We start from the raw sequence: 18,111 nt of genomic DNA, 5'->3' as shown, positions 1-18,111 counted from the left end.
TCATACGGGCCCATTGGGATCGGGATCAACCCACCACGGGCCCATTCGGATCCAGGTCAACCCACCAACATGTAACGCGGGCGACCTGCGGTTGGCTGGAACAACCTGTTACCCGAACGGGCCATGAAACCGCCCTGCGCGCGTGCCATCCTTCCAACCTGTCCCCCGCCAGCGAGAAAGCCCGCATGACGACCATCATCGCCCCGCGCGTCCATGACATCGGCGGCCTTGAAGTCCGCCGCGCCGTGCCCAGCATCCAGGCGCGCAGCGTCGGCCCGTTCGTGTTCGTCGACCAGATGGGTCCCGCCGTCATGGGCGCCGGTGCCGGCATCGACGTCCGCCCGCACCCGCACATCGGCCTGGCCACCGTCACCTTCCTCTGGTCCGGCGCCATCGGCCACCGCGATACCCTCGGCTCCGACCAGGTGATCCGCCCCGGCGACGTCAACTGGATGACCGCCGGCCGCGGCATCGCCCACTCCGAACGCACCCCGCCGGTCGAGCGCGAACACGACCACCCCATCCACGGCATGCAGACCTGGGTCGCACTGCCGAAGGCGCATGAAGAAACCGCGCCCGCCTTCTACCACCACGCCGCCGCCACCCTGCCCGAGCAGCGCCGCAACGGCGCCTGGCTGCGCGTCATCGCCGGTCGCGCCTACGGCGAAGAATCCCCCGTGAAAGTCTTTGCCGACACCCTCAACGTCGCCATCGACCTCGACCCCGGTGCCGAACTCGACCTCGATACCGGCCACGTCGAACGCGCGCTCTACATCCTGGAAGGCGAGGCCCAGCTCGACGGCGTCGATCTGCCCGCCCAGCATCTCATCATTCCCGAAGCCGGCGCCCGTGGCCGGTTGCGCGCCAAGACCCCGTTGAAGGCCATGCTGCTCGGTGGTGAACCGCTGGACGGACCGCGCCACCTCTGGTGGAACTTCGTCTCCAGTTCCAAGGAACGCATCGAGCAGGCCAAGCACGATTGGGAATCGGGGGCTTTCGGCAACATTCCCGGCGACGACAAGGAGTTCATTCCACTGCCGGCGTAATGCGCGCGCGTTGCATCATCCGATTTCCGACGTGATTCCCCCTGGGCATCCGTGGAGATCTTCAATGAGCATGGGCAAGCGTCTGGCCGCCGAATTCCTCGGCACCTTCTGGCTGGTTCTCGGCGGCTGTGGCAGCGCCGTCCTCGCAGCGAAATTCTGCGGTGAGGGCAACCCGCTGGGCATCGGCTTCCTCGGCGTCGCACTGGCCTTCGGCCTCACCGTCCTGACCGGCGCCTACGCGTTCGGCCACATCTCCGGCGCCCACTTCAACCCCGCTGTCAGCGTCGGCCTGTGGGTCGGCGGGCGCTTCCCGGCGCGCGACCTGCTGCCCTACATCGTCGCCCAGGTGCTGGGCGGCCTGCTGGCCGGCTTCATCCTGCTGCAGGTCGCCTCCGGCGCACCCGGCTTCCAGATCGACGGCAGCCAGGCAGGTGCCTTCGCCAGCAACGGATACGGCGCACTCTCGCCCGGTGGCTACAGCGTCGCCGCCGCCTTCCTGTGCGAAGTGGTGCTCACCGCCCTGTTCCTGGTCGTCATCATGGGCGCCACCCACGGCCGCGCCCCGGCGGGCTTCGCCCCGATCGCCATCGGCCTGGCCCTGACCCTGATCCACCTGATCAGCATCCCGGTCACCAACACCTCCGTGAACCCGGCCCGCTCCACTGCCGTGGCGGTGTTCGCCGGCAGCGGCGCGCTTGGCCAGCTGTGGCTGTTCTGGCTGGCCCCGCTGCTGGGCGGGCTGATCGGCGGGATCGCCTACAAGTGGATCGGCGCCAGCGACGTTCCCATCGACGGCGACCGCTAACCGCGTTCAGAAACATTTGAAACGGTTATTTGAAGAACCGGTCACATTCCGTTAAGGTCGAAATCACCAGACCGTCACCTGACGGGTCCTTCCGGTACGCGCATGGGGCATGCGCAGCACATCGGCCAGGAAACGCTTGGCCACCGGAAGCGCCCGCAGGGGACGGCACGGCTACTTGCACACTTGGGGGGAACGCATGAAGATCCTGCACGCCTTGATATTCCTTGGCCTTTCACTGACGGCCGGCATCGCCACGGCGCAATCGGCCGCCAAATGCCCGGCACTGCCCGAATCCAGCGGCCTGCAATGGCAGGAACAGTCTGCGGCCACGTACGTGCTCTGCAAGGCCACTGCGGCAGACGGGCGCGAGGTCATGACCATGATGCTCACCGGGCGCGACCCGGATATTCCGCTGCCCCGCCCGCTGCGCCAGGAAAAGGGCAACTTCGCCGGTGAGTCGCTGTACTGGTACCAGCCTGACCTGGGCGGACAGCAGCCGCCGGGGTATGCCACCCACCGCATGACCGTGGTCAAGTTCGACAAGAACCGCTACGCGCAGATTTCGCTGTATCCCAGCGACGCCAGCGAACTGCGCGCGCTGCAGGCGTTGTCGCAGGGCATGAACCTCAATCCGTCGGCGGTCGCCGCCGAGCGGTGACACCCGGTAGCGCCGGCCGTTGGCCGGCACGCGGGTGGCCAGCGCCGGCCAACGGCCGGCGCTGCCTTGTTTCAGAAGCGGCCTTCCTGGAAATCCACGAAGGCCTGCATCAGTTCCTGCCGGGTGTTCATCACAAACGGGCCATGGCGCATCACCGGCTCACGCAACGGCCGCCCGGCGACCAGGATCAATCGCGCTCCACCGGTGCCCGCGCGCAGCTGCAGCAGTTCGCCGCCACCGAGCACCGCCATTTCCTGCCGGTCGACCGGACGCGCGTCATCGCCGTCTCCAATCGTCAGCCCGCCTTCGAACACATAGGCGAACGCGTTATGCCCTTCCGGCAGCACGTAGTCCCAGGCCGTGCCTGCGTCCAGCTGCACATCCAGGTACAGCGGATCGGTGGCCGGCTGCACGATCGGGCCGACCGTGTCGCCCACCTGCCCGGCGATCACCTTGACCTGCACGCCCGGCGCCGGCTGGGCCAGCGGGATGCGGTCCGGCGCGAACTCCTGGTACTTGGGATCGGTCATCTTGTCGCGCGCCGGCAGGTTCACCCACAACTGGAAGCCGCGCATCTGCCCCGATTCCTGCTCGGGCATTTCGGAATGCACCAGGCCGCGGCCGGCGGTCATCCACTGCACGCTGCCCGGGGTGAGCAGGCCTTCGTTGCCGTGGTTGTCCTTGTGCCGCATGCGCCCGTCGAGCATGTAGGTCACGGTCTCGAAGCCGCGATGCGGGTGGCTGGGGAAGCCGGCGATGTAGTCCTCGGCGCGGTCGGTGCCGAATTCATCCAGCAGCAGGAACGGGTCAAGGTCCGGCAGCGAGGGGCCACCGATGACCCGGGTCAGGCGCACGCCGGCCCCGTCGGAGGTGGCCATGCCACGGATGGTGCGCTGCACGCGCACCGGGGTTGGGCTGCTCATGTTGACTCCGGCGAAAGGAAGATGGATACAAGATGGGCGCAGCCCCCGGAGGCGCCAACCGTCATGCCCGCAACCGATTGTTCCAAGCGTGGTGTTCTGTACCCGTGTACGACCAAAGTACTAGCGGCAAGCCTCCGCAGGCGCATTGACCCGGTCACTGCCAGGGCGGACCCTTACGGAGTTCTTCAGGGAGACGCAATCTCATGAAAGGTTTTTCCAAGCTGGGTTGGGCGGCGCTCGCGCTGCTCGGCGCATTCTGTCTTGGCACCGTCGCATTGCGGCGGGGCGAACACATCAACGCGCTGTGGATCGTGGTCGCCGCAGTCTCCATCTATCTCATTGCCTATCGCTTCTACAGCCTGTTCATTGCCGACAAGGTGATGCAGCTCGATCCCACCCGGGCCACGCCCGCGGTGATCAACAACGATGGCCTGGATTACGTGCCCACCAACAAGCACGTGCTGTTCGGCCACCACTTCGCGGCCATCGCCGGCGCGGGGCCACTGGTGGGCCCGGTGCTGGCGGCGCAGATGGGCTACCTGCCCGGCCTGCTGTGGCTGGTGGTGGGCGTGGTGCTGGCCGGCGCGGTGCAGGACTTCATGATCCTGTTCATTTCCAGCCGCCGCAACGGGCGTTCACTGGGTGACCTGGTGCGCGAGGAAATGGGCCAGGTGCCTGGCACCATCGCGTTGTTCGGCGCATTCCTGATCATGATCATCATCCTGGCGGTGCTGGCGATGGTCGTGGTGAAGGCACTGGCGGAAAGCCCGTGGGGCATGTTCACGGTGATTGCGACGATGCCCATCGCGATCCTGATGGGCATCTACATGCGCTACATCCGCCCGGGCAAGATCGGCGAGATTTCGGTGGTGGGGTTGATCCTGCTGCTGCTGGCGATCTGGTACGGCGGCAAGGTGGCGGCGGACCCGGTCTGGGGCCCGGCCTTCACCTTCACCGGGATCCAGATCACCTGGATGCTGATCGGTTACGGCTTCGTGGCTTCGGTGCTGCCGGTGTGGCTGCTGCTGGCCCCGCGCGATTACCTGTCGACGTTCCTGAAGATCGGCACGATCGTGGCGCTGGCCATCGGCATCCTGATCGTGATGCCGGAGCTGAAGATGCCGGCGCTGACGCAGTTCGCGGCCAGCGGCGATGGTCCGGTGTGGAAGGGCGGGATGTTCCCGTTCCTGTTCATCACCATTGCGTGCGGTGCGGTGTCGGGCTTCCATGCGCTGATCGCGTCGGGCACGACGCCGAAGCTGCTGGCCAATGAGCGCCACATGCGCTACATCGGTTACGGCGGCATGCTGATGGAATCTTTCGTGGCGGTGATGGCGCTGGTGGCGGCATCGATCATCGATCCGGGCATCTACTTCGCGATGAACAGCCCGGCGGCGGTGATCGGTGCCGATGCGGTCTCGGCGGCACACTACATCACCACGACGTGGGGCTTCACGATCACGCCGGAGCAGCTGGAGGCGACGGCGGCGGCGATTGGCGAGCCGACGATCCTGCACCGTGCGGGTGGCGCGCCGACGCTGGCGGTGGGTATCGCGCAGATCCTGCACCAGGCGATCCCGAGTGGCAGCAACGCGATGATGGCGTTCTGGTACCACTTCGCGATCCTGTTCGAGGCACTGTTCATCCTGACGGCGGTGGATGCGGGTACGCGTGCGGGCCGATTCATGCTGCAGGACCTGCTGGGCAACTTCATCCCGGCGCTGAAGAAGACCGAGTCGTGGACGGCGAACATCATCGCGACGGCGGGCTGCGTGGCGCTGTGGGGCTACCTGCTGTACACGGGCGTGGTGGATCCGTTCGGTGGCATCCAGACGTTGTGGCCGCTGTTCGGCATCTCGAACCAGATGCTGGCGGGTATCGCGCTGATGCTGGGTACGGTGGTGCTGTTCAAGATGAAGCGTGACCGCTATGCGTGGGTGACGGCGGTGCCGGCGGTATGGCTGCTGATCTGCACGACGTATGCGGGGCTGATCAAGATCTTCGACAGCAATCCGGCGCAGGGCTTCCTGGCGCAGGCGCACAAGTTCCAGGATGCGATTGCGAGCGGGACGATCACGGCGCCGGCCAAGACGGTGGGGCAGATGCAGCAGATCGTGGTGAACGCGTACGTGAACACGGGTCTGACGGTGCTGTTCCTGTTCGTGGTGTTCTCGATCCTGGCCTATGCGATCAAGACGATCGTGGTGGCACGCCGTACGCCGCAGCGCACGGACCGTGAGACGGAATACGTGGCGCTGCAGCCTCACCAGATGGCGGACCTGTGATGAGCACGGGTCTGGTTCCGGTCGGGCAGTACCAGGCGCACCGCCGCATCTGGCGGCGCCTGGTGCAGACGGCACGTCTGTGCTGCGGGATTCCCGATTACGACAACTACGTGCGGCACGTGCTGGAGAAGCATCCGGACCGCACGCCGATGGACTACAAGACGTTCTTCCGCGAGCGCCAGGAAGCGCGTTACGGCGGCCGCAATGGGGGTCGCTGCTGCTGACATTGGCGCTATCGCGCTGTTGAACGGTAGGTCTCGACCGTTGGTCGAGACGGCTTCTAGAAACGAAAAGGCGGCGCACCTGCGCCGCCTTTTCTTTTGGCTCTGCATTTCCGTCGGCTTTGGCGGGACGGCGGTGGGGGTGCGGGACACGCCGTGTACCCATCCCTGGGGGCTTGTAGAAAACATCCATGTTTTCTACAGTCCCGCACCCCCACCGCCGCCCCGCCATCCACAGTTCCCTGATGACGGAGCGGAAAAGCGGTAGCGCCGGCCGTTGGCCGGCCTTCCCGATGCTGATGGCGTCGTTATGCTCCGGCCATCCATTTGAGGATCAAGCCGGTTACGTATGCCAGACCGGTTCCCGTGGCGTATCCGACTGTTCCGAGGAGCACCCCCACTGGCGCCAGGCTGGGATGGAATGCCGCTGCCACCACCGGCGCCGATGCCGCTGCGCCGATGTTGCCCATCGAGCCGATGCCGAAGAAGAACAGCGGCGCCTTGACCAGCTTGGCGACTATCCACAGCACGAGGATGTGGGTCAGCATCCAGATCACGCCGAGCAGGAACAGCCATGGGCGATCCAGCAGTGACAGCAGGTTCATCTGCATGCCGATGCAGGCAATCAGGAAGTACAGGAACACGGTGCCCAGGCGGGATGCGCCGGCCGATTCGAGCCTGCGTGCGCGGGTGAAGCTCAGGCCGAGGCCGAGCAGCGTGGAGAGCAGGACGACCCAGACGAAGGCGCTGTCGAGGCTGAACTGGCTGGCCCAGCTGATGTGGGCTTTGAACCAGGCGCTCAGGGGGGCGGCGATGGCATGGGCCAGGCCGACGCCGCCGAGGGCGACGCCGACGATCAGCATGAGGTCGGTGAGGCTGGGAATGCGGGCGTTCTGGGCCTCGTAGGCGCTGATGCGCGCTTTCATTTCGTCGATGGCGCGGGTGTCGGCGCCGTTGCGGGTGTCGATCTGGGTGGCGCGGTTGGCCAGGAACAGGAGGACGGCCATCCACAGGCTGGCGCAGGCGACGTCGACGACGGCGAACTGGCCGAAGGTGGTGGCGTCGGTGCCGAATACTTCGCGCATGGCGACCATGTTGGCGCCGCCACCGATCCAGCTGCCGGCCAGTGCGGCCATGCCGGCCCAGGTATCGCCGGCGACGGTCTCGGGGTGGATCCAGGACATCAGCTGGAACGACACCACGGCGCCGAGCATGATGCCGAAGGTGCCGGCGCAGAACACGATGAGCAGCTTGGGGCCGAGCTTGAGGATGCCCTTGAGGTCGATGGAAAGGGTGAGCAGCACCAGGGCGGCGGGCAGCAGCACGTCGCGGGCGATGGGGTTGTAGAGGGCGGTGTCGTGGCCGTCGATCAGGCCAGCGGTGTTGTAGATGGCCGGGATGAAGTAGCACAGCAGCAGGGCGGGCACCCAGGCGAAGATTTTCTTCAGCAGGGGGGTCGGGCCGCTGGCGGCCCAGAAAATCAGGGCCAGGGTGGCAGCGATCAGGCCAAGGCCAACGATATCGTTGGTGATGAGGGCAATACTGGGTTCGGTCGGCATGCGATCCTCTGTCGATCGAAAGGGCAAAAAAAAGCGCCGCATGATGCGACGCCCTTTTGAGCTTAACACTGTCTTCACCGCGTGCCACGTTGCGCTGCCGCGTACTGCCACGCCTACGCCGGCAGCGATGCGCTCAGATCGAGGATGACGCGGGTACCGCGCGGTTCGCTCTGTTCGATGGTGAGTGCCCAGCCGAGGTGTTCGCACAGGCGGGCGATCAGTTCGAGGCCGATGCCGCTCTGTCCGTTGCGGTCACCGCGGGCCATGCGTGCGTAAACCGCGGCGATTTCTTCGGGGCTCATGCCTTCGCCAGGGTCCTGCAGGGTGACCACGGCACGGTCGGATACGTTGATGGTGATGGTGCCGCGGCCACTGTTTTCGATGGCGTTGCGCAGCAGGTTGCCGATCGCGGCCTGGACCACGCCCAGGGGCGCGATGATGTCCACGTTGGCCAGGCCCTGCACGGCGATCTGCAGGTCCTTGTCGCCCATCAGGTGGCGGTGGTCTTCAATGATGTCCGGCACCAGCTGGTCCAGCGGGATGCGTTCCTTCAACGCGGCCAGCCGCGCCGGTTCGCGCGCGAGCACCAGCAGCAGCTGGATCAGCTGCTCCACGCCCTGGGCGGTACGGTGCACGCGCTGCATCTGCTGGCGCGCACGGTCGGGCAGCGCGGCCTGCTCCAGCGCCAGTTCGGCGGCGCCGGTGATCACCGCGATGGGGGTGCGCAGTTCGTGGCTGGCGGTGCTGATGAACACCCGTTCGCGTTCCACGAACTGTTCGTTGCGGGCCAGGTAGTCGTTGAGCGCGGCGGCGATGACGTACAGCTCGGAGCTGCCGCGCGGGTCGACTTCGACGCGCTGGCCGGGCACGCCGGGCTTGAGACCGTCGATATGCCGGGCCAGTGAGCGCAGCGGGCTCACCAGGCGGCTGACGCCGAACGAGGCCATCACCACCGTCACTACGATCATCACCACGCTGGCCAGCATCACCCAGCGGGTGGCGAATTCTTCCAGGTCGTGGAAGTCGTTGATGTCCAGCACCAGTGCAAGCCGCCCCTGCCCGGCGGTGTCGCGCACCATCACCGCGCTGGCGCGGCCGGCGATTTCCACGCCGTCGTGCAGGCCCGGATGCAGGGTGCGCAGGATCGGCGGAACCTCGGGACTGTCATCGACGGTGAACAGCCGCAGCGTGTCCGAGTCCTGCCAGCGGTAGTGCGGTTCGTGTTCGATGTGGCTGACGATGCTGTCCAGTTCGGAGTTCAGCAGCGCGCGCCACGCCGAATGCTCGGCGTGTTCGTGCACGTAGTTACCCACGCTGAATACCGCCAGCGAGATCAACGCGAGGTAGCCCAGCAGCCACCAGACCAGCCGCCGGTGCAGCGGCGCGGGTTTACGCAGTTTCATCGTGGCCTTCGGTGGCCGGTGCACCCAGGCGGTACCCCACGCGCGGCAGGGTATGGATGAGCTTGCGCTGGAACGGGCCGTCCACGCTGCGGCGCAGTTCGTAGATGTGGGAACGCAGCAGGTCGCCATCGGGCAGCTCATCGCCCCACAGCGCGAACTCCAGCTGCTGGCGGGTGACCGCCGCCGGGCTGGCGCGCATCAGCACTTCAAGCAGCTTGCGGCAGGCCGGGTACAGGTGCAGGGCCTGGCCGTCGCGCTGTGCCTCCAGCGTGGCCAGGTCCAGGGTGAGATCGGCTACTTCCAGCACCTTGCGCGGGTTGCGCCCCTGCGCGCGCACGCGCAGCGCTTCCAGCCGGACTTCCAGTTCCGGCAGGGCGAACGGCTTGGTCAGGTAGTCGTCGGCGCCGGCGCGGAAGCCGGCGATCTTGTCGGGCAGTTCGTCGCGCGCGGTGAGCATGATCACCGGCACTTCGGAGCCGTGCTCGACACGCAGGCGGCGCAGCACGTCAGGGCCCTCCATGCGCGGCAGCATCCAGTCCAGGATCAGCGCGTCGTAGTTCTGGGTGGCGGCCAGGTGCAGGCCGGTGACGCCATCGGGGGCGACGTCGAGGACATGGCCACGCGCTTCGAAATACTCGAACAGGTTGGCGACCAGTTGACGGTTGTCTTCGATGACCAGGAGCCGCATGCGTCGAGAACTCGGGGGTGATGGCCGCCATGGTAGCCCCGGGAATGTCGGAATCCAGTCGCAATTACCCCGATTCGACGCTTTTCTTACATTGCTTCGGCGAAAGTGCCTGCTCTTCCGGGAAAGCCATGCCCCCTTGCCGACACTACTGACTCGCCAACGGTGGCAACTGCTCACCTGCCTTGCCCTGTTGCTGGCCCTTGCGGCGGGAATCGGACTGCGCGCCCCTACCCCGCCGGATGAGCCCCGTTTCGTGCTGGCCGCCCGGGCCATGGTCGAGACCGGCCAGTGGCTGCTGCCCCACCGGGGCAGCGAACTGTACGCCGAAAAGCCGCCGGTGTTCATGTGGATCCAGGCGGCGACCTACCAGGTCATCGGGAACTGGAACCTGGCCTTCCTGCTGCCCTCGCTGCTGGCCGCGCTGGCCACGTTGTGGCTGAGCTGGGATCTGGCGCGGCGCCTGTGGAACCGGCGCATCGCCTGGTGGGCGCTGCTGGCGCTGGCCAGCTGCCTGCAGTTCGGGCTGATGGCCAAGCGTGCGCAGATCGACATGGTGCTGGTCGCGCTTACCACCCTGTCGTTGTGGGCGCTGCTGCGCCACCTGCTGGAACGGCCGAACACGCGATTGCTGTGGGTGGCCGGGTTCGCCGCGGGTCTCGGCACGGTCACCAAGGGCGTGGGCTTCCTGCCGCTGCTGGTGCTGCTGCCGTGGGCGCTGTGGCGCTGGAAAGGCCAGCCGCGGCCTGGCGCTGCCCTGCCCCGCGCGCGTTCACTGCTGTGGCTGATACCGGCATTCCTGCTCGGCACCGCCGTATGGCTGGGCCCACTTGGGATCGCGCTGCTCAATGACCCCTCGCCGGAGCTGCAGGGCTATGCGCGCGAACTGCTGTTCAAGCAGACTGGCACCCGCTATGCCAGTGCCTGGCACCACGTGCAGCCGGCCTGGTATTACCTGCAGGTGATCGCCACGCTGTGGCTGCCCGGCAGCCTGCTGCTGCCCGCGCTGCTGCCGGGCTGGTGGCGGCGCCTGCGCCGTGGCGACAGCCGCTACTGGTTGCTGCTCGGTTGGGCGCTGCTGGTGCTGCTGTTCTTCACTGCCAGCCCCGGCAAGCGCGAGGTCTATATCTTCCCGATGCTGCCGGCGCTGTGCGTGGCCGCCGCGCCGCTGCTGCCCGGCCTGCTGCGCCGGCCCGGTCCACGCTGGCTGCTGCTGGCCTACGTGCTGGTGCTGGGCGCGGCGGCGCTGGGGATCGGCGCGCAGCTGCTGGGCGACGGTGCTTGGGCGCATGCGCAGCTGGCCAGGCGCGGCATGCCGGAAACCCTGCTGCCGGTACTCGGGGGGTGGCTGCTCGGCTTCGGCATCGTGGTGCTGCTGCTGGCCGCATGGCTGCGCCAGCGGCGTGCCGGCATGCTTGCCGTGCTGACTGCGGTGCTGCTGTGGAACCTGCACGGCTGGGGCCTGATGCCCACCTTGGGTCCGTACAGTTCTTCGTCGGCATTGATGCAGCAGGTCGGCGAGCGGATCGGCCCGTCGGCCGAGCTGGGCGCGCTGGCCTGGCGCGAGCAGAACCTGCTGCAGGCCGACCGGCCGGTGACCGACTTCGGGTTCAAGCGCCCCTGGGACGAACAGTGGCATGACGCTGGCCCGTGGATGGCGCAGGCGCCGCACAACCGCTGGCTGCTGGTGCTGGAGCAGGCGATCAGTCCGTGCGTGGATCGCGCGCAGGCGGTGATGATCGGCAGTGCCAACCGCAACCGCTGGTGGCTGGTACCCGGCACGGCATGGAATGCAGCCTGCCACGCGGAACTGTCCAAGGATGCAGCCGCCGGCGTGGACGATGGTGACTGAATCGCAGATGCACGGCGCGGCCGATTAACGCGCGGGGAACATCGCTCCGACCGATCTCCGACACGCCGCTGACGACCATGGCGCCGGTTTCCCCGCCGGCCCTGCCTGATGCTTCCCGCTTCCCCTGCCCTTGTCCCGCTTGCTTCCGATGCGCCCGCGCAGGTGTCCGGTTTCCTGCGCCGCCATCTCGCTTGGCCGCTGCTGGCCGTGCTGGCCACCAGTGCCGTGCTGATGGTGGGCGGGGGCGACCAGTGGCTTGCGGACCAGCTGTTCCGCATGGAAGGCCATCACTGGCTCCTGCAGAACGCATGGGCCACCAGCCAGCTGATCCACAAGGGTGGCAAGTGGCTGAGCGCAGCGGCAACGCTGCTGGCCATCGTGCTGTGCTTCCACGCCTGGCGCCACGAACGCGCGGCCGCATGGCGCTGGCCGCTGCTATACCTGGTAATGGCCGTCGCGCTGGGCACCGGCGTGGTGTCGCTGCTGAAGTCGCTCACCAACATTGATTGCCCGTGGGACCTGGCGCGCTACGGCGGCCTGCGCGAGTACGTGGGCCTGTTCGCCACCCGCCCGCACGGCATGCCGCGCGGGGTGTGCTTCCCGGCCGGGCATTCCAGCGCCGGGTTTGCCTGGGTGAGCCTGTACTTCTTCGCGCTGCTGGTGCGCCCGGCATGGCGATGGCGCGGCCTTGCCGTGGGGCTGGTCGCCGGCGGCGTGTTCGGCGCCGCGCAGCAGCTGCGCGGCGCGCATTTCCTTTCGCATGACCTGTGGACGCTGGCGACCTGCTGGACGGTGTCGCTGCTGTTGTTCCTGCTGGTACGCCGCATCACCGCCCGCGGAGTCCGCGCATGAACACCCTCGCATCGCACATGCCGCGCCTTACCTCGCTGTCAGCCCTGCGCCACTGGCGCCCGACCTGGTCCACCGAAACCCTCATCGCGCTCACCAGCATGTTCTTCGCGCTGGCCTGCAACGGCCTGTTCTGGCACAGCGCGATGGCCACCCATCCGGGCAGCCTGCGCTTCGGCCTTTCGCTGCTGTTGCTGCTGGTCGGCGCGCACAGCCTGCTGATGGGCCTGCTGGTGTGGCGCTGGAACGCAAAGGTGATGATCGGCGTGCTGCTGCTGGGCACGGCGATGGCCGCCCATTACATGGGCAGTTACCACATCTACCTGGATGCGGACATGCTGCGCAACGTGCTGGCGACCGACCACAAGGAAAGCCGCGAACTGATCACTCCCAGCCTGATCGCCCCGCTGGTGCTGCTCGCGGCGCTGCCGATGGTCGTACTGTGGCGCGTGCAGCTGCTGCGCCGCAGCTGGGGCAAGGCACTGCTGTGGCGTGGCGGCTTCCTGCTGCTGTCGGCCGCCACCGCACTGGGCGGTTCGCTGCTGTCGTTCCAGGAAATGTCGGCGCTGATGCGCAACCAGCGCGAGGTGCGCTACCTGGCCACGCCGGGCAACTACCTGCTGGGCCTGCCCAAGGCGCTGCGCGGCGACAACCCGATCCAGCGCGCACCGAAGCTGCCGATCGGGCTGGATGCCAAGGCCACCCCGCGCGCGGCCGACAGCAAGCCGCGGCTGCTGGTGATCGTCATGGGCGAAACCGCGCGTGCGCAGAACTGGGGCTTGAACGGTTACGCCCGGCAGACCACGCCGCAGCTGGCGCAGACCAGCGCGATCAACTTCCCGGACATGCATTCGTGCGGTACCAGCACGGAAGTGTCGCTGCCCTGCCTGTTCTCGCCCTATGGCCGCCACGATTACGATGAGAAGAAGATCCGCGCGCACCAGTCGCTGCTGCACGTGCTCGACCACGCCGGCATCGGCACACTGTGGCGCGACAACCAGTCCGGCTGCAAGGGCGTGTGCGAAGGGCTGCCGATGCAGGCACTGGACGATGCAACGCATCCCACCCTGTGCGCCAACGGCCGTTGCATGGACGAGATCCTGATCGACAACCTCGCCGAGCAGGTCCGTGCAACGCCGGGCGACCGGGTGGTGGTGCTGCACCAGCTGGGCAACCACGGCCCGAGCTACTTCGAGCGCTACCCCACCCGCTTCCGCCACTTCACCCCGACCTGCGACACCCCGGACCTGGGCAAGTGCAGCCGCGAGGAAATCACCAACAGCTACGACAACGCGCTGCTGTACACCGACCAGCTGCTGGCCCACACCATCGGCACGCTGCAGGGCATGCAGGATTACGACACGGCGATGATCTACCTGTCCGACCATGGCGAATCGCTCGGCGAGAAGGGCCTGTACCTGCACGGGGTGCCGTACGCGATCGCCCCGCAGGAACAGACCCGGGTGCCGATGACGATGTGGTTCTCGCCCGGCTTCGCCGCCAGCCGCGGGCTGGACCTGGCCTGCGTGCGGCGGCGCGCCAGCCAGTACACGGACCATGACAACGTGTTCCCGTCGGTACTGGGCCTGATGCAGGTGAAGACCGCGCTGTACGAGCGCGACCGCGACCTGTTCGCCGGCTGCGGGCGCTGACGGGACCTGTGGCCCTTGCGGTGCGGCGGCGGCCCCACTAGCCTTCGCCGGTCTGTCACCACCCAAGGATGTCCCCGTGAACCACCGCCCGCTCCTGCTGGCCCTGGCTGTCGGTGCTGCCGCACTGACGCTGGCGGCCTGCCAGAAGGAATCGTCCCCCACCACCGCACCGGCCGCAGGCACCGCCGCGCCGACCGAGACCGCGGACCAGTTCATCGCCCGCGTCAACGCCGAGTACAAGGCCCTGTACCCGGAAATGACCTCGGCCCAGTGGCTGTCCTCGACCTATATCAATGACGATTCCGAGCGCGTGGCGGCCAAGGCCAACGAACGTTGGCTGACCATCCTCAATGGCTGGATCGCCCAGGCCGGCAAGTACGACGGCCAGCCGATGAGCGAGGACACCAAGCGCCAGATCCACCTGCTCAAGCTGATGACCGCCATGCCGGCCCCGCGCGACCCGGCCAAGCTGGGCGAGCTGACCCGCATCGCCAGCCGCATGGAAGGCGCGTACGGCTCGGGCAAGTACTGCACCGACGAGGCCAACCCGGCCACCTGCCGCCAGCTGGGCGACCTGGAAGAAGTGCTGGCCAGCAGCCGCGACTACGACAAGCAGCTTGACGCCTGGCAGGGCTGGCACGGCACCACCAAGCCGATGCGCGCCGATTACCAGCGCTTCGTCGGCCTGGTCAACGAAGGCGCCAAGGAAATGGGCTTCGCCGATGCCGGGCAGATGTGGCGCAGCGGCTACGACATGCCGCCCGAGCAGATCGGCCCGGAAACCGACCGCCTGTGGGAACAGGTCAAGCCGATGTACGAGCAGCTGCACTGCTACGCCCGTACCAAGCTGGACGGCACCTACGGCAAGGACAAGGCCGAAACCGAAGGCGGCCTGATCGCCGCGCACCTGCTGGGCAACATGTGGCAGCAGGACTGGTCCAACCTGTGGGACCAGCTTGAGCCCTACCCGGGCGCAGGCAGCCTGGACATCACCGCCGCGCTGGAAAAGCAGTACCAGGCCAACCTGAGCGGTGCGCTGGCCAAGGCCGGCGGCAGCAACGCGAACGTGGAAGCGCTCTACAAGGCGCAGCGTGAGGCCGAACTGCGTACCGCCAAGCAGATGACCGAACGCGCGCAGGACTTCTACGTGTCGCTGGGCATGCCGGCGCTGCCGAAGTCGTATTGGGACAAGACCCAGTTCATCAAGCCGCTGGACCGTGACGTGGTCTGCCACGCCAGCGCGTGGGACATGAACATGGAAGGCGACGTGCGCACCAAGATGTGCATCAAGCCGACCGAGGAAAACTTCACCACCATCTACCACGAGCTGGGCCACATCTATTACGACCTGGCCTACAACCCGCTGCCGCCGCTGTTCCAGGGCGGTGCCAACGATGGCTTCCACGAAGCGATCGGCGACACCATCGTGCTGGCGATGACCCCGCAGTACCTGAACTCGATCGGCCTGGTCGACAAGCCGCAGGAAAGCCGCGAGGCCACCATCAACGCGCAGATGCGCATGGCCCTGAGCGGCGTGTCGTTCCTGCCGTTCGGCCTGATGATCGACCGCTGGCGCTGGGGCGTGTTCGATGGCTCGATCACCCCGGACCAGTACAACAAGGCGTGGTGGGACCTGAAGGCCAAGTACCAGGGCGTGGCCCCGGCCTCGGCGCGCGGCGAGGAGTTCTTCGATCCGGGCGCCAAGTACCACGTGCCGGGCAATACCCCGTACACGCGCTACTTCCTGGCGCGCATCCTGCAGTTCCAGTTCTACAAGGGCCTGTGCGACGCGGCCGGCTACAAGGGCCCACTGCACCAGTGCAGCTTCTACGGCAACAAGGAAGCCGGCCAGAAGTTCTGGGCGATGCTGAGCAAGGGTGCCAGCCAGCCGTGGCAGGCCACGCTGAAGGAAATCAGCGGCGGCGACAAGCTCGATGCCGGCCCGATGATCGAGTACTTCACCCCGGTCAATGAGTGGCTGAAGCAGCAGAACCAGGGCCAGATGTGCGGGTGGCAGCCGCCGGCGGCGGCAGCGCCGAAGGCCCCGTAAACAAAAAAAACCGGCCATTGGCCGGTTTTTTTCTGCGCGGTCGGTTGTCAGGATTTGGGTTTCAACGACGCGGCCAACTCGGTCTTGAACTGCTCGAAATCCTTGCCCTCGCCCTTGGCTTCGGCGTGCGCGGCGTCTTTCAGCGCATCCGAATAGACCAGGCGCACCGGGGTGCCCTGGCGCTCGTGCAGTTCGGCGGCCTGCATGATCAGCGCCAGCACGCGGGCGGCGCTGGGGGTCTGCCCGGCGATACGGCCATCCATGCCCAGCACCCATTCGCCGTCGCGACGCACCACCCCGGCCAGCAGCGTGCGTTGCTGGTCGCGCAGCTCAGCATGCGGCTCGACCGGCGAGGCATGGGCCTTTTCGCGGTTGGCTTCTTCGATTTCGCGGCGCCGGCGCAGGTCACGACGCAGTTTGGAGGTGGTCGACATCAGGGGGACTTCCGTACCGCAACAATGGTGAAAGAATACCGCACGGGGGCTCAGGCCAGGGCCGCCGCAGCCTCGCGGCGGCGTTCGCAGCGGCGCTCCCAGAACCAGAAGCTGGCGCCGATGGCGAAGAAGCCGGCATAGCCCAGCGCCAGGTGCAGCGGGGTGTGGCTGAGCATCGGCGACACCACCCCGGCCACCACGGTGTTGATCATCAGCTGCAGGAACATCTGCATCGACGAGGCAAGACCGCGCTGGTGCGGGTACATATCCAGCACGGCAAGCGCCAGGATCGGGAAAATCAGCGCCATGCCCACGCCACCAATGAAGATCGGCAGCACCGCCCACGGCAGGGCGATCTGGCCCACCGACAGCACATAGGCCAGGTTGACCAGCGCCGATACCGCGCACAGGCTGAAGCCGATCCCGACCTGACGGGCGGCGGTCATCCGCCCGGCCATGCGCCCGGACAGGAACGAGCCCGTAGTCATGCCGCCGATGGTGGGAATGAACAGCCAGGCAAAACCGCCCTCGCCCAGCTGCAGGTGCTGCATCACGAACACCGGTGCCGAGGCGATGTACAGGAAAATACCGGAGAAATTGAACGCGCCGGCTGCCGCCAGGCGCAGCAGGCGCGGGTTGGTGCCCATCTGCAGGTAGCTGCGCAGCAGCGCGCGGGTGGACAGCGGGGTGCGGGCTTCCACCGGGTGGGTCTCCGGCAGCCACTTGCCGGTGGCGGCAAGCAACACCAGCGCGAACACCACCAGGAACCAGAAGATCAGCGGCCAGTCGCCGCCGCCGAGCAGGATCCAGCCGCCGATGATCGGAGCGATCGCCGGGGCGATGCCGAAGATCATCGAGACCTGGCTCATCAGCCGCTGCGCGTCGGCGCCATGGTAGAGGTCGCGGATCACCGCGCGGCCGACGATGACGCCGACGCCGGCGGTGACGCCCTGCAGCGCGCGGAACACCAGCAGCGTGGTCAGGTCGCGCGACAGCGCGCAGCCGATCGAGGCGGCGATGAACAGCACCAGCCCGCCCAGGATCACCCGGCGGCGGCCGAACGCGTCCGACAGCGGGCCGTGCGCCAGGCTCATCAGGCCGTAGAACAGCAGGTATACGCTCACGGTCTGCTGCACCGCCACCTGGTCGACCTGCATGCGCTCGCCCAGCAGCAGGAACGCCGGGAAGATGGTGTCGATCGAGAACGGGCCGAACATGGCCAGGCCGGCAAGCAGCAGGGCCAGGCGGCGGTTGGAGGGCGGAGCGGGTGTCATCGGGTCTTCCGTCAGCGGCCGTGCGAACGCACGGAAGGCGCCGGCCGCAGGCTGCGGTGGCGCCTGATGAATACGAGGATTCAGCCATGATAGGCCGTCCGCCTGCCTGGCACCATGCCCGGCGCCCGGTTATGACGCGGTCGGCGCCCCCTGTTCATGTGCCGGACGGGCGTTGCCGGCCGGGCCGCTGGGCTATAATTGCCGGGCTACATGGTGGGAGAAGCGGCGCTTTGTATTGAGGCGCCCGCTGCCGAAGGCGCAACGCCCGTAATCGCTCAGGCCCGATACCACCCGCACCAAAACTCTGGAGAGACCGGCCAGTGCCGGCGCCGAAGGGGCACGAAGCACGCAGCCGCGCGCTTTTAAACTCTCAGGCAAAAGGACAGAGGGGCACCCAGGAAGACCGCAGGGTCCG

General features: G+C 67.1%; 15 protein-coding genes and 1 riboswitch. Of the genes, 9 read left to right on the top strand and 6 right to left on the bottom strand.

Going from position 1 to position 18,111, the window contains the following annotated elements:
- The first annotated feature begins 185 nt into the window (after window positions 1-185).
- The 3 genes from QE395_RS05175 to QE395_RS05165 all read left to right on the top strand — a co-directional run bounded on the left by QE395_RS05175 (window position 186) and on the right by QE395_RS05165 (window position 2,509).
- Window positions 186-1,046 (top strand): pirin family protein, encoded by an 861-nt coding sequence (locus QE395_RS05175; RefSeq protein ID WP_306987771.1) that lies wholly within the window; start codon window positions 186-188, stop codon window positions 1,044-1,046.
- 64 nt (window positions 1,047-1,110) lie between these two features.
- Window positions 1,111-1,851, top strand: a complete 741-nt coding sequence (aqpZ, locus tag QE395_RS05170; RefSeq protein ID WP_306987770.1) for an aquaporin Z — start codon at window positions 1,111-1,113, stop codon at window positions 1,849-1,851.
- A gap of 196 nt (window positions 1,852-2,047) precedes the next feature.
- Complete coding sequence (locus QE395_RS05165) at window positions 2,048-2,509, top strand: hypothetical protein (protein ID WP_306987769.1); 462 nt, start codon at window positions 2,048-2,050, stop codon at window positions 2,507-2,509.
- Window positions 2,510-2,580: 71 nt separating this feature from the next.
- On the opposite strand, the gene QE395_RS05160 is transcribed toward QE395_RS05165, so the two are convergent.
- Complete coding sequence (locus tag QE395_RS05160; RefSeq protein WP_095364419.1) at window positions 2,581-3,432, bottom strand: pirin family protein; 852 nt, start codon at window positions 3,430-3,432, stop codon at window positions 2,581-2,583.
- A 203-nt stretch (window positions 3,433-3,635) separates the two neighbouring features.
- On the opposite strand from QE395_RS05160, the gene QE395_RS05155 reads away from it, so the two are divergent.
- The gene (locus QE395_RS05155) at window positions 3,636-5,717 is read left to right on the top strand and encodes a carbon starvation CstA family protein (protein ID WP_095364418.1); all 2,082 of its coding nucleotides are present in this window, start codon (window positions 3,636-3,638) and stop codon (window positions 5,715-5,717) included.
- On the top strand, window positions 5,717-5,941 hold the full coding sequence (locus QE395_RS05150) for a CstA-like transporter-associated (seleno)protein (protein WP_068853636.1): 225 nt from the start codon (window positions 5,717-5,719) through the stop codon (window positions 5,939-5,941). The genes QE395_RS05155 and QE395_RS05150 overlap by 1 nt, the downstream gene beginning before the upstream one ends.
- A gap of 305 nt (window positions 5,942-6,246) precedes the next feature.
- Here QE395_RS05150 and QE395_RS05145 read toward each other — a convergent pair whose 3' ends face one another.
- The 3 genes from QE395_RS05145 to QE395_RS05135 all read right to left on the bottom strand — a co-directional run bounded on the left by QE395_RS05145 (window position 6,247) and on the right by QE395_RS05135 (window position 9,588).
- Window positions 6,247-7,497, bottom strand: a complete 1,251-nt coding sequence (locus QE395_RS05145; protein ID WP_306990424.1) for a DUF819 family protein — start codon at window positions 7,495-7,497, stop codon at window positions 6,247-6,249.
- Between the two features lie 113 nt (window positions 7,498-7,610).
- On the bottom strand, window positions 7,611-8,900 hold the full coding sequence (locus tag QE395_RS05140) for a HAMP domain-containing sensor histidine kinase (protein ID WP_306987764.1): 1,290 nt from the start codon (window positions 8,898-8,900) through the stop codon (window positions 7,611-7,613).
- Window positions 8,887-9,588 carry a response regulator transcription factor gene (locus QE395_RS05135; RefSeq protein WP_095364415.1) on the bottom strand — a complete coding sequence of 234 codons (702 nt, stop codon included), beginning with the start codon at window positions 9,586-9,588 and terminating at the stop codon, window positions 8,887-8,889. The genes QE395_RS05140 and QE395_RS05135 overlap by 14 nt, the downstream gene beginning before the upstream one ends.
- A gap of 136 nt (window positions 9,589-9,724) precedes the next feature.
- Between QE395_RS05135 and QE395_RS05130 the strand changes: the two genes are divergently transcribed.
- The 4 genes from QE395_RS05130 (at window position 9,725) to QE395_RS05115 (ending at window position 15,988) form a co-directional block, all read left to right on the top strand.
- Window positions 9,725-11,437 (top strand): glycosyltransferase family 39 protein, encoded by a 1,713-nt coding sequence (locus QE395_RS05130; protein WP_255220529.1) that lies wholly within the window; start codon window positions 9,725-9,727, stop codon window positions 11,435-11,437.
- A gap of 108 nt (window positions 11,438-11,545) precedes the next feature.
- Window positions 11,546-12,289 (top strand): phosphatase PAP2 family protein, encoded by a 744-nt coding sequence (locus QE395_RS05125; protein WP_095364413.1) that lies wholly within the window; start codon window positions 11,546-11,548, stop codon window positions 12,287-12,289.
- Complete coding sequence (locus tag QE395_RS05120) at window positions 12,286-13,938, top strand: phosphoethanolamine--lipid A transferase (RefSeq protein WP_176472698.1); 1,653 nt, start codon at window positions 12,286-12,288, stop codon at window positions 13,936-13,938. Before QE395_RS05125 ends, QE395_RS05120 begins: the two co-directional genes overlap by 4 nt.
- Window positions 13,939-14,014: 76 nt before the next feature.
- Window positions 14,015-15,988 (top strand): M2 family metallopeptidase, encoded by a 1,974-nt coding sequence (locus tag QE395_RS05115; RefSeq protein WP_306987762.1) that lies wholly within the window; start codon window positions 14,015-14,017, stop codon window positions 15,986-15,988.
- 47 nt (window positions 15,989-16,035) lie between these two features.
- On the opposite strand, the gene QE395_RS05110 is transcribed toward QE395_RS05115, so the two are convergent.
- Window positions 16,036-16,422 (bottom strand): hypothetical protein, encoded by a 387-nt coding sequence (locus tag QE395_RS05110; protein WP_095364411.1) that lies wholly within the window; start codon window positions 16,420-16,422, stop codon window positions 16,036-16,038.
- Between the two features lie 50 nt (window positions 16,423-16,472).
- The gene (locus QE395_RS05105; protein ID WP_095364410.1) at window positions 16,473-17,696 is read right to left on the bottom strand and encodes a multidrug effflux MFS transporter; all 1,224 of its coding nucleotides are present in this window, start codon (window positions 17,694-17,696) and stop codon (window positions 16,473-16,475) included.
- A 294-nt stretch (window positions 17,697-17,990) separates the two neighbouring features.
- A riboswitch (glycine riboswitch) is annotated at window positions 17,991-18,092 on the top strand.
- Window positions 18,093-18,111 lie beyond the last annotated feature (19 nt).

Source organism: Stenotrophomonas sp. SORGH_AS_0282 (assembly GCF_030818125.1).
Lineage (GTDB): Bacteria > Pseudomonadota > Gammaproteobacteria > Xanthomonadales > Xanthomonadaceae > Stenotrophomonas > Stenotrophomonas rhizophila_A.
This window is presented reverse-complemented; position numbering and strand designations above follow the sequence as displayed.